The following is a 14,833-nucleotide window of genomic DNA, read 5'->3' as shown; positions in this document are numbered from 1 at the left end:
CCCCGGCCGGGGCGGACGGTTGGCCCGGGCGGGGCGGCCGGGGTCAGGGGTGGGGCGGCTCGTCGGGGAGGGTGAGGGTGGCGAGGGCGCCGCCGGCGGGGTGGTTGGCGAAGGTGAGGGTGGCGCCGATGACGCGGGCGTGGCCGGTGGCGATGGTGAGGCCGAGGCCGTGGCCGCGCCCGCGTTCGGGGGCATTGGTGCGGAAGCGCTGGGGGCCGTGGTCGAGGAGGTCCTCGGGGTAGCCGGGGCCGTGGTCGCGGACGGTGATCCGGTGGCCGTCGACGTGGAGTTCGACCGGCGAGGTGCCGTGGCGGTGGGCGTTGAGCAGGAGGTTGCCGAGGATCCGGTCGAGGCGGCGGAGGTCGGTGCGGACCTGGCGGTCGGCGGCCACGGCCACGTCGACGTCCAGGCCGGTGAGGGTGACCGTCCGGCGGACCGCCCGTTCCAGCGGGACGGGGGCGAGGTCCGGCGTCTCGGCGTCCGCGTCGAGGCGGGAGACCTCCAGCAGATCCTCGACCAGCGAGCGCAGGGCCTGCACCCGGTTCTGGACGAGTTGGGTGGGGCGGCCGGGTGGCAGCAGTTCGGCCGCGGTGACCAGGCCGGTGAGCGGGGTGCGCAGCTCGTGGGCGACGTCCGCGGTGAAGCGCTGCTCGTCCTCCAGCCGGCGGTGCAGGGTACGGGACATCAGGTCGACGGCGGCGGCGAGGTCGGCGACCTCGTCCCGCCCGTCGACGAGCTCACCGATCCGGGTGTCCGTCCGCCCGGCGGCGATTCCGCGCGCGGCCGTCGCCGCGGTGCGCAGCCGGTGGCTGATCCGGTCGGCGACCAGCACGCCGGCCAGGACCGTGGTGAAGACCGCCGCGACGACGGTGATCAGGATGATCCGGTCGAGGTCGGCGATCGCCTGCCGGTCCTGGGTGAAGTCCACCCGGACCGAGAGCACCCCGGTCTGAACCGGTCGGGCCGCCCACATCGACTCACCCTGTGGACCGCCGGCGAGCAGCGAGCCCTCGCGGCCGTCGGCCGCGAGCGTGCGCAGCCCGGTGGGCAGCGCCGGGTCGTCCAGGGTGAACCGGTCGGCGACCTCGCCGCGCTTGTAGGTGTCCACGGCCGAGCCGAGGGCGGCGAGCGCGGCGGCGCGGGCCTGGTCCACGTGCTGACGGATCATCGCCTGGTGGACCAGCAGGCCGACGGCCACCGCCACCAGGACGGCGATGGCGGCGACGGCGGTGGCGATCTGACGGCGCAGGGTCATGCCGGACGCCGCAGCTTGTAGCCGAACCCGCGGACGGTCTCGATCCGGCCAGGGCCGATCTTGGCGCGCAGCCGCTGCACGTGGACGTCCACCACCCGGGTGTCGGCGCCCCAGTCGTAGTCCCAGACGCGTTCCAGCAGGGTGGAGCGCTCCAGCACGATGCCGGGCGCGGCGGTGAACTCCAGCAGCAGCCGCAACTCGGTGGGGGTGAGCGGGACGAGGCGGCCGTCGACGCGCACCTCCATGCTGTCGGTGTCCACCTGCATGCCGTCGAAGCTGCGCAGCGCCGGGGACGGCGCGGGGGCCGAGGAGGGGGACGGGGTGGCGGACGGCGGGTCCGCGGGGACGGCGGCGGCGGGGCCGGCCGGCCCGGTGGGGGCCGCGGGTTCCCCGGGCAGCGCGGGCTCGGCCGCCGGGAGCACCCGGACCCGGCGCAGCACGGTGCGGATCCGGGCGACCAGCACGGCGCTCTCGAAGGGCTTGACGACGTAGTCGTCCGCCCCGGCCTCCAGACCGGACACCACGTCGACCGGGTCGGTGCGCGCCGACATCATCAGGATCGGCAGCTGGCTCTCCTCCCGGATCCGGCGGCACAGGCCGACCCCGTCGAGGAGCGGCAGCATGACGTCCAGCAGGAGCAGGTCGGGGCGCACGGCGTGGAAGGCCTCCAGACCCTCCAGGCCGTCGGCCGCCGTGGTGACCGGGAAGCCGTAGCGCTCCAGGGCCATCCGGGTGGCCTCCCGGATCACCTCGTCGTCCTCGACGAGCAGGATGTGCGGGTGGGCGGGCGCGGCTGCGGGGTTCATGGCTTCGCTTCCGAGGGAGCCGAGGACGGGCGGACGGGGACCGGGACGCCGGCCTTGGGGGATGAGCCGACCACACCGGAGCCCGCGTCGGGTGCGGCGGGCTTCGGCACGACGGGGGCGTGGGCGCCGGGGGAGACGGCGGGGCCGGCGGTGGGGGTGCTGGTGGGCGGCTGTGCGCTGCCGTTCGCGGCTCCGCCGCCGGGGCCGGCGATCGGGCCGGTGTCCTCGACCTTCCGCTCCAGCAGGCCGAGCCGGACGCCGTCCCACTGGTAGTGGCTGCTGGTCCGGACGAACGCGCCGGTCGGCTCGTAGAGCCACAGGTCGGATCCGACGGTCGCGGCGCTGAACCCCTTCAGCACCTCGACCTGGAGGATCGGCAGCAGCCGGTCGTCGGCCAGCATGTAGACGTGCAGGACCACGGGTCCGGGGGTGGCGACGGCGACGACCAGTTCGTCCCGCCCGTCGCCGGTGAGGTCGCGGAACTGCGGGCTGCGGACCTCACAGACGGGGCAGGAGTCCAGGGCGCGCCGCTCCTCCGGGCTCACCGTGGAGTCCTTGGCGAGGACGGCGCGGGCGTCGACCGTCCTGATGTCGCGCCCGGGCACGGTCACGTCCGGGACGGGCTGCGGTGGCGCCTGCGTGGCCGTTCCGGCCCCGGTGGCGGGTGGCCGTGGCGGCGGGGAGGCCGCCAGGTCGGGCCAGAGCGGCTGGGCCACCAGTGGCGGCGCCACCGGCTGGGCGGCGCCGTGGTCCTGCAGCCCGCCGGGGGTGGCGCGGCCGAGGGCCAGGGCCGCGAGCGCCACGAGGACGGCCAGGGCGGCGAGGGCCGCCACCGGCACGGCGACGGGCCGGCGGCGGGGTGGGGATGCTGCTGCCACGGTCGGTGCTCGTCCTCCTGGTCTGCGGCGATGCGCCGGTTCGTCCCCGCACCGGCCTCGGTGGTAGGTCGCGTGGACGGCGGTCGGTGGTTCCCGTACCGCCGTCCCGGCCGTCGGACCGTTTCGACCGTCGAACCGGCGCGACGGCCGGGACGGCCGACGGCGCGGCGGCTTCAGCCGGTCGCGCCGCCCGGACCGGCCAGGTCCGCCAGGACGATGATGTTGTCCGTCCAGTGCCCGTCCGAGCCGATCCGCCCGCCGCAGGTGATCAGTCGGAGGGTGGGTTCGGGAGTGTCACCGTAGACCGTTTCGGTCGGGAAGCGGTCCTTGGCGGCCTGGAGCAGCGTGCGGACCTTGAATTCCACGGTGCTGCCGTCCGCGCGCCGCACCTGGATCAGGTCGCCCGGCCGCAGCTTCGGCACGCCGTGGAAGACCGCCGGGCCGTGCGCGGTGTCGTAGTGCCCGATGAGGACGGCAGGGCCGGCCTCTCCGGGCGTCGGCCCGTTGCGGTACCAGCCGACCTCGCCGGCCCGGTCGGCGGCCGGCACCTCGACCGTCCCGTCGGGATTCAGCCCGAGGTTGGTCACCGGGGCGTCCACCCCGGCGGTTGGGATCAGCAGGCGGGTCGGGGCTGACGCGGCGAAGGGCTTCGGCGCGCCGGCCGGATTCCCGGTGGTCCCGGTGGTCCCCGTGGTCCCCGTGGTCCCCGTGGTTCCGGGGCCTCCCGAGGGCGCGGCGGCCGGGTTGTCCGTACTGCCGTGCACCGAGGGCTCGACCCGCACCACCGGGGTGTGCTGGCCGGACAGTGCCACGGTGGTGCCCAGCACCAGGCAGGCCAGGCCCGCCGCACCGAAGGCGGTCCGGCGCAGCGTGCCCGGGCCGGGGGCGGCCTTGCGGCGCCGCCCCCGGCGGCCACCGCGCGGGAGGCCGTGGTGGGCCGGCCGGTCGGCACCGGGCGTGCTGTCGGGCTGCCCGCCGCCCGCCGGTGCCCCGGTGCCCACCGGGCCCCCGGCGCCGCCTCCCCGCCCGGTCAGGGGCGGGGAAACGGCGCCGGGGTACCCGGCGGACTCGGGGCCGGTGTCAGCCGCGCGCACCGGAGCGGCGGCGCAGCATCGCGAAGCCCAGCGCACCGGCGCCGACGGCCGCGACGGCCCCGCCACCGGCCAGCATCAGGCCGTTGCTGTCGGTCTCGCCGGATCCGTCCCCGGCCTGGGCCGCGCCCTTGGGCACCTCCCGGACCTGGGCCTTGCCGTCACTGGAGACCCCGGCGCCGTCACCGGCGGCGGGCTTCGCCGTGGGCGTGCCGCCGACGGCGGGCTTCGCCGCGGGGGCGCTACCGGCGTCCTTGCCCGCGACCGAGGGGGCGGCCGGGGCGGGCTGGGCCGGGCTGGGCGCCGCGGTCGGCGTGGCCGACACGACGGCACCCGCGCTCGGCGTGGCGGTCGGGGTCCCGTCGGCGAAGGCCTGCCCGCCGGTGACGACGGTCAGTAGCGCGCCCCCGGTCAGGGCGCAGACGGCCAGCACGCGGCGGGCGGGGGAGCGGTGGGTACGGCTCCTGCTCATACGGTGTTCTCCTTCGTCATGGACGCCGCCTGGCCGGGGTGGCCGGTGCGTCGTCAGCGACGTTAGGAGGCCCGTGTCGCGATCCCCGGCCGGTCGTGTCACGGCCGCCCATCGGCTGCGTAACGAACCCCGGGGCCCCGCTGCGGCCGGGGTGGCGGCGGCGGGGCCGGAGCGCTGGGAGGCCGGCCGGTTGACGCCTCGTCGGGCCGTAGGGGTGGCCCCCCTCCCGGTCCTGGGGACCGCCCCATGGCCCGGGGGCCGGGTGCCCGGCCAGACTGGCCGAGGTTCGAACGGCGTGGTGGTAGGCCCCCCGTTCCGGGGTGGTGGTGTGCGCTGCGGGCGGACCGTCGGCCGACCCGCGCGACGCCGCACCGCGCACGTGATTCCGTCCCACCTCCAGCCGATCGGGGTCACCGATGACCAGCACCACGGCCGACACCGCGACCGTCCCCGTCGCGACGACCAGGAGAGGCGGGCGGGTCCGCTGGACCGTCGTCCTGCTGACCTCGCTCACGATCGTCGCCTACGCCGTGGGGACCTACGCCCAGGCCGGCCTGCCCATCGCCGCGTCGAAGGGCGGGCTGTCCGCCACCTACGCCGAGCGCCCGATGGCCGTCCAGGTCACCTTCTACGTCCACATCGTGACGGCCTCGCTGGCGCTGCTGGTGGGCCCGTTCCAGTTCTCCACCGCGCTGCGCCGCCGGTCCCCCGCCGTGCACCGCTGGACCGGCCGGGTCTACCTCCTCGCGGTCGCGGCCTCCCCGCCTACCGCCTCACCACCGCCCCCGACGGCCAGTAGGCCCTAGCCGATGCGGGTGGGGGTGTCGAGGAGGGGGTGGCCGGTGGTGGTGAGGAGGGCGGTGAGGTCGGTGGGGCTGAGGGTGTGGGGCGCGCGGAGGTAGAGCTCGTCGACGGTGGTGTCGGGGAGGGGGTGGGGCTGGAGGGAGAGGATGGCGACGTGCCGGTCGGCGAGGGCGGTGTGGACGCGGGCCAGGTCGGCGGGGGAGCTGCGGGCGGCGGTGCGGACGCGCCACAGGGTGGTCGGCGGCGCGGGGGCGTGGGGGTGGTGGCGCTGGGACCACCAGGTGTGGAACAGGGCGGTGGCGAGGAGGACGAGGGCGGAGGCGGCGAGGACCACCGGGCCGTCGGGGCCGTTGACGACGATCTTGGCGACCAGGTCGGCCGCGGTGACCGAGACGAAGACGGCGGCGAGTTCGACGGAGTCGCGGCGCCAGCGGTGGGTTCTGGCGCCGCGCCGTCGGGCCCGGGGGAGGCTGGGCGTCGGTTGCGGCGTCGGTTGCGGCGTCGGTTGCGGCGTCGGTTGCGGCGTCTGGTGCTCCGGGTGCTCGGTGTGCTCCATGACAGCACCTTGCCCGTGCGGTGTTTCCGCTCCACGAACCCGCCGTGACCTGGTGGTTAAGGTCTTCGGGCCCGCGTTACGGCTGCAGCTCCGCGGCCGTCGCCTTGACCTCGGCGAGCAGGAGTTCCAGGTCGGCCTCGGTGGTGTCGGCGTTGAGCAGGCAGGCCCGGAGCATCTCGCGCTCGCCGAGGCGAGCCCCGGTGACGAAGACCCGGCCACGCCGCTGGACGGCGACCGGGAGCTCGCGGTTGAGGGCGTCGAGGGCGGCCTCGTCGTGCCCGGGGGTGCGGTGGCGGAACGCGACGATGGAGGTCTGCACCTCGGCCAGCAGCTCCAACTCGGCGTCGGCCTCGATCAGTTCGCCGAGGCGGCGGGCCAGGGCGGTGCAGCGGGCGATGTCGCGGGCGATGCCGTCGCGGCCCTTGTGGGCGATGGTGGCCCAGACCTTGAGCGCGCGGAACGGGCGGGTCTGCTCGGTGCCGTACTCGGAGAACCAGCCGAGCGCGCCGGCCGCCTCGTCGCGCAGGTAGGACGGGACGAGGCTGAAGGTGCCGCGCAGCTCCTCGGTGTCGCGCACCAGCGCGCAGCCGCAGTCGACCGGGACGCCCAGCCACTTGTGCGGGTCGAGGGCGAGGGAGTCGGCGCGCTCCAGACCCGCGTAGCGGTGGGCGATGGCCGGGTCGAGGACGCCGAAGGCCCCGTACGCGCCGTCGACGTGCAGCCACAGGCGCTGCTCGGCGCAGAGGTCGGCGATCGGGCCGAAGTCGTCGACCGCGCCGGTGCCGACGGTGCCGGCCGAGGCGACGACCAGGAAGGGCAGCAGTCCGGCGGCCCGGTCGCGCTCGACGGCGGCCCGCAGCTCGGCGGGGTCGAGGCGTCCGTCGGGGCCGGTGGCGACGGTGCGCAGGTGCCGGCTGCCGAGGCCGAGGAGCTCGACGGCCTTGCGGACGCAGGAGTGGGTCTCACCGGTGACGTAGCCGACCAGCGGCGGCAGGCCGGCCAGGCCGTCCTCGCGGACGTCCCACCCGGCCCGGCGGGCGGCGCGGTTCCGGGCGGCGGCCAGGCAGACGATGGTGGCCATCGAGGTGCCGGAGGTGAGCAGCCCGCCGCCGGCCGGGTGCGGGAAGCCCACCAGTTCGGCGATCCAGCGGACCACGGCGCGCTCCAGGTGGACGTCGGCGTGGTCGCCGCCGGCCGAGCTGGGGTTCATCGCGGAGGCGGCGAGGGTGGCGAGGACTCCGGCGGGGGCGGGGGCGGAGTTGACCCAGCCGAAGAAGCGGGGGTGGCCGTTGCCCATCGGGTGGGGCAGGACGTCCCGCCCGATGGCGGTGAGGAGGTCGGCGAGCGGGCGGCCGTCGGCGGGCAGCGGCGCGTCGAGCAGGGCGTTGCGGGCGGCGGCGTCCATCGGCTGCCAGACCGGGCGCCCGGGCAGTTCGGCGAGGTAGTCGGAGACGAGGTCGGCGGCGGTGTGCGCGGCGGCGCGGAAGTCCTCGGTGGTCATGAAGGCGGTTCTCCAGGGGGCGGGGGAGGCGCGGCGTCCTCGGCGCACCCTGATCCGCCCGATCCTACGGAGAGGGCCCGCGCCGTGCGGCGCGGGCCCTCCAGGTGAGACGGCGGCTCGGTCCGGGTCGGACGGTGAGCAGTCCGGGTCGGACGGCCGGGTCAGTCCAGCGAGCTGGACAGGCCACTGGCGGAGCGGCAGTAGCCCTGCATCTCCTTGTTGCCGATCTTGGCGCAGAGCCGCCCGGCCGCGCCGCCGTCGGTGTAGTTGACCGTGTAGTAGCTGACCAGGCCCTCGGCGCAGGCCTTGCGCTGCCAGCCGTCGGCGGCGGTGGCGCACTGCTGGGCGGCCCAGTCCTCGCGGTCGAGGTTGTACTTCATCGTCCGGGAGCCGACGCCGCGGCTGCAGTCGACCGCCCCGCCGTTGGCCTTGCCGTTGAGGCACCACTTGAGGGCGTCGGCGTAGACCTCGGGGTGGTTCGGGTAGTCGTGCGAGGAGAGGTAGAAGGTCGGGGCGTAGAAGTAGCACGCGGACTGGAACAGGGACGGCTGGTCCTTGCACGGGTACAGCGGGTCCTGGGCGAGCTTGTCGGCGGGCAGGTTCGCCTTGGCCTTCTCGTCCTCCTCGTCCGGGCCGAAGAGCTGCATGAACAGCCCCTCGGAGCAGCGGATCCGGTTCTGGTCGCTGGGGAACTTGTTGCACAGCTCGCGCGCCTTGGCGACGTCCTGCTTGGCGACGAACATGGTGCCGTGGCCGACGCCGTGGATGCACGGGCCGGCGTTCTTGGGCGCGCAGAGCTTGAGCAGGTCCACCTCGGGCTGGGTGGAGGCGTTGAGCATCTCCTCGACCGCGCCGTGCAGGTAGCCGGCCGCGCAGGTCTCGTGGGGGAAGGAGATGACCTTCTGGAAGTCCTCGTTGAAGCGCTTGACCGCCGCGTGGCCGAGCTCGTGCGCGATCGGGTGGCAGAAGCGCACGGTGTACGGCTTCTCCTTGGTGATCCTGTCGAGGTCGGCGAGCGCGACGCCGGGGTCGGTGGCGTCCATCTCGGCCATCAGCTTGTTGCGCAGCGTCGAGCGGGTCCACACCGCCGGGTCGCCGGCCGGGGTGGCGCCCGCGGCCGCCGGCGCGACGGCGGGGGCGGCGCCGGTGGTCGCGGCGCCGGCCGGGGTCGTCGCCGCGGTGGCCGCGGGCGACCAGTCGGTGACGGCGACCGACCCGAGGCCCAGGACGCCCAGGAGCAGGGCGGTGAGAATCGCGAATAGTCGCGGCTGCATGAGGTGATCCCCCGGCGGATCGAGGTGGACGGTTCGCTCCCATCCTGACGGGACGGTGGCGGGAATCCGCGTTTTCGCCCGCCATTCGGGAGGTGTCGGCGACGCTATCGCACGGTCCGACGCCCGGGCGCGGCGGGTTGGTTCCGGAAGATCACCCGAACGGCGTAGCGGCGCCGGGCCGCCGCGCCGTCCGGGGAGTCCGGGGAGTGCCGCGAAGTACCGGGGCGACCGTCAGAGATCCAGCGTCACCTGGTACTCCGTCAGCCAGGTGTCCAGGTCGAGCGCGAGGTCGACGGCCAGCCGGACGGACTGCGGGTCGGTGTCCGGGGAGAGCGCGTCGGCCAGGCGCCGCCGGTCGAGCAGGTCGAGCGCCGGGGACGTCCGCTGGGCGGCGAGCTGGGCGAGTTCGGCCTGCAGCAGCGCCGGGTAGTGCGGGTCCGCGGTGACCGGGTACGGGCTCTTCACCCGGTCGGCGACGGCGTCCGGCAGCATGTCCCGGACGGCGGCGCGCAGCAGGCTCTTCTCCCGGCCGTCGAAGTGCTTCATCGCCCACGGGGTGTTGAAGACGTACTGGACCAGCCGGTGGTCGCAGAACGGCACCCGCACCTCCAGGCCGTTGGCCATGCTCATCCGGTCCTTGCGGTCGAGCAGGATGCAGACGAAGCGGGTCAGGTGGAGGTACGAGATCTCGCGCATCCGCCGTTCCAGCGGGTCGGCGTCCGGCAGGTGCGGGACTTCGGCGAGCGCCTCGCGGTAGCGGGCCCGTCGGTAGCCCGCCAGGTCGAGCCTGCCGAGCAGGCCGGCGTCGAGGATCTGTTCCCGTGGGCCGGCGCCCTCGCCGCCGATGCCGGTCAGCGAGACCGCCCAGGGGAAGTCGTCGGCGGCGATCGCCCGCGGGTCGTGGAACCAGCGGTAGCCGCCGAACAGCTCGTCCGCGGACTCGCCCGACAGGGCGACGGTGGACTGGCGGCGCACGCCCCGGAAGAGCAGCAGCAGCGAGATGTCCATGTCGCCGATACCGCCGGGCAGGTCCCGGGCGCGCAGGACGGTGGCGCGCTGGGCGAGGTCGCCGAGCTCGGCGGAGTCCAGTTCGATCACGGTGTGGTCGGCGCCGACGTGCTCGGCGAGCAGCCGGGCGTACGGGCCGTCCTGGGTCGGCCGGACCGCGTCGGCGTGGAAGTTCTCGCTCTGGCCGGTGAAGTCGACGGCGAAGGAGCGCACCGGACCGGCGCCCGCGTCGCGCAGCACCCGGGCGGCGAGGGCGGTGACGGCGCTGGAGTCCAGGCCGCCGGAGAGCAGGGAGCAGAGCGGGACGTCCGCGTCGAGCTGGCGGTGGACGATGTCCTCCAGCAGGGCCCGGACGGTGGCGACGGTGGCCTCCAGGGTGTCGGTGTGCTCGCGCGCCTCCAGCGCCCAGTAGCGGCGCATCGACAGGCCCTCGCGGCGGACCCGGACGACGTGCCCGGGCCGGACCTCGGCGATGCCCCGGTAGGGGGTGACCCCCGGGGTACGGCTGTAGGAGAACAGTTCGCGCAGCCCGTCCAGGTCGACCACCGGGCGCACCGCGGGGTGGGCGAGGATGGCCTTCACCTCGGAGCCGAAGATCACGCCGTCCGGGGTGGGGTGGTAGTGCAGGGGCTTGACGCCCATCCGGTCGCGGACCAGCAGCAGCTCCTCGCTGCGGGCGTCCCAGATCGCGAAGGCGAACATGCCGTTCAGCCGCTCGGCCAGCTGCTCGCCCCACTCCAGGTAGGCGTGCAGGACGACCTCGGTGTCGCTGCGGGTGCGGAAGCGGTGGCCGACCGCCTCCAGTTCCGCGCGCAGCTCGCGGTGGTTGTAGACCTCGCCGCTGTAGGTGAGCGCGGCCAGCAGCCGGCCGTCGTGTTCGACGGTCATCGGCTGGACGCCGCCCTCGACGTCGATCACCGCGAGGCGGCGGTGGCCGAGGGCGGCGTGTTGCTCCAGGTGGACGCCGCCGGCGTCCGGGCCGCGGCAGATCTGGGTGGCCGTCATCGCGTCGAGGACGGCGCGTTCGGCGGTGAGGTCGCGGTCGTAGGCGACCCATCCGGTGATCCCGCACATCAGCAAGCCTCCGGTCTTCCGCTACGTATGCGGAAAGTCACGCTACGTGTGGAGGGGCGCGGCTACAAGGGTGCGGCGGGAAGGGGACGCGAGAGGTCGGGGAGGCGCGAGTGGCTGATCGTGTGAACTGAAAGTCGTAAAGTCTGCCCGAATCCGGGCAGGATCTTTGAGTCCGGCGGCCGATGCGGCCTAGGCTCCTGTCTCGTGCCGAGCTCACCCCACCCTCACGACGACCTCCTCGCCCACCTCACCCGGACCAGCCCGCTCGGGCCCCGGGAGGCGGCGCGGGTCGTGGCAGAGGTGCTGGCGTACTTCTCCGAGACCACCGAGGAGTACGTCCGCCGCCGCCACGGCGAGCTCCAGGCACGCGGACTGACGAACGAACGGATCTTCGCCCGGCTCGCCGAGGAACTCCCCGCCCGCCGCGTCGCGGCGCCCGGGCTCTCGGCCCGCCAGCTGCGCCGGATCGTCTACGGCTGAGCGCCGTCGGCGGGTCCGCCCCGCAGGTGCCAGGACGCACGAACAGCCGTCGAGCATTCACCAAGAGGAGCCCACGCATGTGCGGAATCGTGGCCTACATCGGCCCCAAGGACGCGACCCCCTTCCTGCTGGAGGGCCTGGCCCGGCTGGAGTACCGCGGCTACGACTCGGCCGGCGTCGCCGTCACCGGGCGCACCGGCGGGCTCAAGGTCCGCAAGGTCAAGGGCCGGGTCGCCGACCTGGCCGCCGCCGTCCCGGCCCGGTTCAAGGGCGGGATCGGCATCGGGCACACCCGCTGGGCCACCCACGGCGTCCCCAGCGACGCCAACGCCCACCCGCACCTGGACGGCGCCGAGCGGATCGCCGTCGTCCACAACGGCATCATCGAGAACGCCGACGAACTGCGCGCCAAGCTCACCGCCGACGGCGCCGTCTTCCGCTCCGAGACCGACACCGAGGTGCTCTCCCACCTGATCGCCGCGCACGCCGTCGAGGGCGTGGAGCTGGAGGACGCCGTGCGCGCCGCGCTCGGCAAGGTGGTCGGCACCTACGGCATCGCCGTGCTCGACGCCGAACAGCCGGACCGGATCGTGGTCGCCCGCAACGGCAGCCCGATCGTGCTCGGCCTCGGCGAGAAGGAGATGTTCGTCGCCTCCGACGTGTCCGCCCTCGTCCGCTACACCCGCCAGGTCGTCCACCTGGAGGACGGCGAGCTGGCCACCGTCCGCGCCGACGGCTTCCGCACCTTCACCGCCGACGCCCGCACCACGCACCGCCAGCCGTCCACCGTGGACTGGGAGATCGACTCCTACGACACCGGCGGCTACGAGCACTTCCTGCTCAAGGAGATCCACGAGCAGCCCGGCTCGGTCGAGCGCACGCTCAGCGGCCGGCTCGACGAGCGTTTCGCCACCGCCCACCTCGGCGGCCTCAACCTGGACGCCCGCGAACTGCGCGAGATCCGGCGGGTGAAGATCCTCGGCTGCGGATCCGCGTACTACGCCGGTGAGATGGGCGCCCAGCTGATCGAGGAGCTCTCCCGCATCCCCGCGCACAGCGAGCCCGCCTCCGAGTTCCGCTACCGCAACCCGGTGATCGAGGCGGACACCCTGTACATCGCGGTCAGCCAGTCCGGCGAGACCTACGACACGCTGGCCGCCGTCCAGGAGATCAAGCGCAAGGGCGGCCGGGTGCTCGGCGTCGTCAACACCGTGGGCAGCGCCATCGCCCGCGAGTGCGACGGCGGCATCTACCTGCACGCCGGGCCGGAGATCTCCGTCGCCTCCACCAAGGCCTTCACCTCCACCGTGGTCGCCTTCGCGCTGCTGGCCCTGCACTTCGGCCGCATCCACGACCTCTCGCCCGCCGACGGCCGCCGGATCGTCGCGGCCCTGAAGGCCCTGCCGGAGCAGATCCGCGAGGTCCTCGCGCAGGGCGACGCCATCGCCGAACTCGCCGCCCAGTACGCCGAGTCGGCGGGCATGATGTTCATCGGCCGGGTCCGCGGCTACCCGGTCGCCCGGGAGGGCGCGCAGAAGCTCAAGGAGATCTCCTACGTGCACGCCGAGGCCTACCCGGCGAGCGAGCTGAAGCACGGGCCGCTGGCGCTGATCAGCCCCGAACTGCCCACCGTCGCCCTGGTGCCGGACGACGAACTGCTCGACAAGAACCTCACCACGCTCGGCGAGATCAAGGCCCGCTCCGGTCGGGTCATCGCCATCGGCCACCGCCGCCCCGAGGACAAGCTTGCCGACCACTGCATCCTCGTTCCCAAGAGCGAGCCCGAGCTCGACCCGCTGCTCCTCAACATCCCGCTCCAACTCCTCGCCTACCACGCCGCCCTGGCCCTCAAGCGTGACGTCGACAAGCCGCGCAACCTGGCGAAGAGCGTGACGGTGGAGTAGGCCGGAGTAGGCCCCCGCCGCAGAGCCGCGGCGGCGCCGCCCGGGAGGTCCGGGCGGCGCCGCCTGCGTCACGTGGCGGCCGTCAGCGCGCCGTCTGCGGGACGCGCTGGGCCGGGACGGTGCGCCCGGTCGGGCGGGCGGCGGCCGGGGCGGCGCCCAGGGCGGTGCCCCGGGTCTCCTCGGCCCACAGCACGCACACCAGCAGGCCGACCAGGGTGGTGCCGGCGGCGATGAGCATGGTGGGGCCGGTGCCGAGCCCGGTCAGGGAGAGCGGCAGCAGATAGGTGCCGACGGCCGCGCCGATCCGGCTCACCGAGGTCGCCACCCCCACCGCGGTCGCCCGGATCTCGGTGGGGAAGAGCTCGTTGGGGTAGGTCCAGTCGAGGACGTTGGGCCCGCCGCACAGGAAGGCGTACGCGCACAGCGCGGTCAGGGCGACGGCGGCCGGGGCGGTGGGCCACACGCCCAGCAGCGCCAGCGGGACGGCCATCAGGGCGAAGGACCAGATGATGACGGGGCGTCGGCCGCGGGTGTCGATCAGGCGCAGGGCCGGGTAGCAGCCGAGCAGGAAGACGAGGCTGATCAGCCCGGTGCCCAGGGTCTCCAGCACGGTGCCGCCCGGCATGCCGAAGGAGGAGAGGATCTGCGGGCCGAAGGTCAGCATCGCGAACAGCGGGCCGACCTGGCAGAGGAAGAACAGGCCGCAGAACAGGGTGCGGCGCCGGTAGGGCTGGGTCATCAGCAGGCGCAGCCCGCCGGGGCGGCCGCGCTCGGCCGGGTCGGGCATCAGCTCGCGGCCGTCCACCCGCACGCCGAGGTGCTTCTCGACCACGCGCACCGCGTCGCCGACCCGTCCGTTGGCGGCCAGCCAGCGCGGGGACTCCGGCGAGCCGCGGCGGATCACCAGGAAGACCACGCACAGCACCGTGGAACTCGCGAGCATCCACCGCCAGCTGCCGGGCCCGGCCAGCTCCAGGAACGCGTAGCCCACCACGTAGGCGAGCACGGAGCCGGCGTACCAGGCGACGATCTGCTGGCCGAGCAGCCGCCCGCGCTGCTTGGCGGGCAGCCACTCGGCGAGCAGGGACGTGGCGATCGGGTAGTCGGCGGCCACGGCCATGCCGAGCACGAAGCGCAGCACGGCGATCGCCCACACCGTGTCGACCCAGAAGGAGAGCACCGAGCAGGCGACCATCACGAGCAGGTCGGCGGTGTACATCACCTCCCGGCCGATCCGGTCGGTCAGCACGCCGAAGAGCGCGCCGCCGACGAACATGCCCACCAGGGCGGCGGCGCCGATCAGGCTGACCTCCGCGGTGGACAGGCCGAGGTCCGGGCGCATCCCGATCAGGGCGACGCCGACGATGCTCAGGATGTAGCCGTCGAGCAGCGGCCCACCGGAACAGGCCAGGGCCAGTCTGCGGTGGAAGGCGGTATACGGGGCGTTGTCGATGGTCTGGGACATGTGCTGGGGTCCTCCGGAGCGTACGGCGGCGGGAGGACCCGCTCACCGTGCGCCGGGTAGACGGCAGGGAAGGCGCCGTCCGTGGGACGACGCCATCACCCGGTCACACCGGGCGACCGTCCACGGTTGCCCGGTACGCGTGGGCCTCCACCGGGCCGAAGGTCGGTCGGATTCACGACCAAGGTCCCGAAGCGGACAGGCCCTCGGACCGTGTCGCCACCCCGCCTGCCCAGTCCTGCCGGGCCCTGTCGCCGCCCTGGTGCCC

13 protein-coding genes are annotated in these 14,833 nt (G+C 74.6%); 3 read left to right on the top strand and 10 right to left on the bottom strand.

Annotated elements, in window-relative coordinates:
- Window positions 1-43: 43 nt before the first annotated feature.
- The 5 genes from ACIOJE_RS05020 to ACIOJE_RS05000 form a co-directional block, all read right to left on the bottom strand.
- Entirely contained in the window at window positions 44-1,255 is a 1,212-nt protein-coding gene (locus ACIOJE_RS05020; RefSeq protein ID WP_400773370.1) for a sensor histidine kinase, read from the bottom strand.
- Window positions 1,252-2,061, bottom strand: coding sequence for a response regulator (locus ACIOJE_RS05015; RefSeq protein ID WP_400773369.1), 810 nt, complete (start codon window positions 2,059-2,061; stop codon window positions 1,252-1,254). Before ACIOJE_RS05015 ends, ACIOJE_RS05020 begins: the two co-directional genes overlap by 4 nt.
- The gene (locus ACIOJE_RS05010) at window positions 2,058-2,939 is read right to left on the bottom strand and encodes a hypothetical protein (protein ID WP_400773367.1); all 882 of its coding nucleotides are present in this window, start codon (window positions 2,937-2,939) and stop codon (window positions 2,058-2,060) included. The genes ACIOJE_RS05015 and ACIOJE_RS05010 overlap by 4 nt, the downstream gene beginning before the upstream one ends.
- Before the next feature lie 173 nt (window positions 2,940-3,112).
- Window positions 3,113-3,940, bottom strand: a complete 828-nt coding sequence (locus tag ACIOJE_RS05005) for a class F sortase (protein ID WP_400773365.1) — start codon at window positions 3,938-3,940, stop codon at window positions 3,113-3,115.
- Window positions 3,941-4,019: 79 nt separating this feature from the next.
- Window positions 4,020-4,502, bottom strand: a complete 483-nt coding sequence (locus ACIOJE_RS05000) for a hypothetical protein (RefSeq protein ID WP_280682670.1) — start codon at window positions 4,500-4,502, stop codon at window positions 4,020-4,022.
- A gap of 416 nt (window positions 4,503-4,918) precedes the next feature.
- Here ACIOJE_RS05000 and ACIOJE_RS04995 point away from each other — a divergent pair, with 416 nt between their 5' ends.
- Window positions 4,919-5,308 carry a DUF2306 domain-containing protein gene (locus ACIOJE_RS04995; RefSeq protein ID WP_400773363.1) on the top strand — a complete coding sequence of 130 codons (390 nt, stop codon included), beginning with the start codon at window positions 4,919-4,921 and terminating at the stop codon, window positions 5,306-5,308.
- On the opposite strand, the gene ACIOJE_RS04990 is transcribed toward ACIOJE_RS04995, so the two are convergent.
- The 4 genes from ACIOJE_RS04990 to asnB all read right to left on the bottom strand — a co-directional run bounded on the left by ACIOJE_RS04990 (window position 5,305) and on the right by asnB (window position 10,719).
- Window positions 5,305-5,862 (bottom strand): hypothetical protein, encoded by a 558-nt coding sequence (locus ACIOJE_RS04990; RefSeq protein WP_400773361.1) that lies wholly within the window; start codon window positions 5,860-5,862, stop codon window positions 5,305-5,307. The genes ACIOJE_RS04995 and ACIOJE_RS04990 overlap by 4 nt on opposite strands.
- Before the next feature lie 76 nt (window positions 5,863-5,938).
- Window positions 5,939-7,363, bottom strand: coding sequence for a pyridoxal phosphate-dependent decarboxylase family protein (locus ACIOJE_RS04985; protein WP_400773359.1), 1,425 nt, complete (start codon window positions 7,361-7,363; stop codon window positions 5,939-5,941).
- A 161-nt stretch (window positions 7,364-7,524) separates the two neighbouring features.
- Window positions 7,525-8,637, bottom strand: a complete 1,113-nt coding sequence (locus ACIOJE_RS04980) for a hypothetical protein (RefSeq protein WP_400773357.1) — start codon at window positions 8,635-8,637, stop codon at window positions 7,525-7,527.
- A 231-nt stretch (window positions 8,638-8,868) separates the two neighbouring features.
- On the bottom strand, window positions 8,869-10,719 hold the full coding sequence (gene asnB, locus ACIOJE_RS04975) for an asparagine synthase (glutamine-hydrolyzing) (protein ID WP_400773355.1): 1,851 nt from the start codon (window positions 10,717-10,719) through the stop codon (window positions 8,869-8,871).
- A gap of 204 nt (window positions 10,720-10,923) precedes the next feature.
- On the opposite strand from asnB, the gene ACIOJE_RS04970 reads away from it, so the two are divergent.
- Both ACIOJE_RS04970 and glmS read left to right on the top strand, forming a co-directional pair.
- Window positions 10,924-11,199: a hypothetical protein gene (locus tag ACIOJE_RS04970; RefSeq protein WP_280682661.1), complete on the top strand. Its 276-nt coding sequence runs from the start codon at window positions 10,924-10,926 to the stop codon at window positions 11,197-11,199.
- Between the two features lie 77 nt (window positions 11,200-11,276).
- Window positions 11,277-13,103, top strand: coding sequence for a glutamine--fructose-6-phosphate transaminase (isomerizing) (gene glmS / locus ACIOJE_RS04965; RefSeq protein ID WP_280682659.1), 1,827 nt, complete (start codon window positions 11,277-11,279; stop codon window positions 13,101-13,103).
- Between the two features lie 82 nt (window positions 13,104-13,185).
- On the opposite strand, the gene ACIOJE_RS04960 is transcribed toward glmS, so the two are convergent.
- Window positions 13,186-14,568: an MFS transporter gene (locus tag ACIOJE_RS04960; protein ID WP_280682658.1), complete on the bottom strand. Its 1,383-nt coding sequence runs from the start codon at window positions 14,566-14,568 to the stop codon at window positions 13,186-13,188.
- Window positions 14,569-14,833: the final 265 nt, after the last annotated feature.

Source organism: Kitasatospora sp. NPDC087861 (genome assembly GCF_044742585.1).
Taxonomy (GTDB): Bacteria; Actinomycetota; Actinomycetes; order Streptomycetales; family Streptomycetaceae; genus Kitasatospora.
Note: the sequence above shows the minus strand (reverse complement) of the source record. Positions and strands in the feature narration are given on the sequence as shown.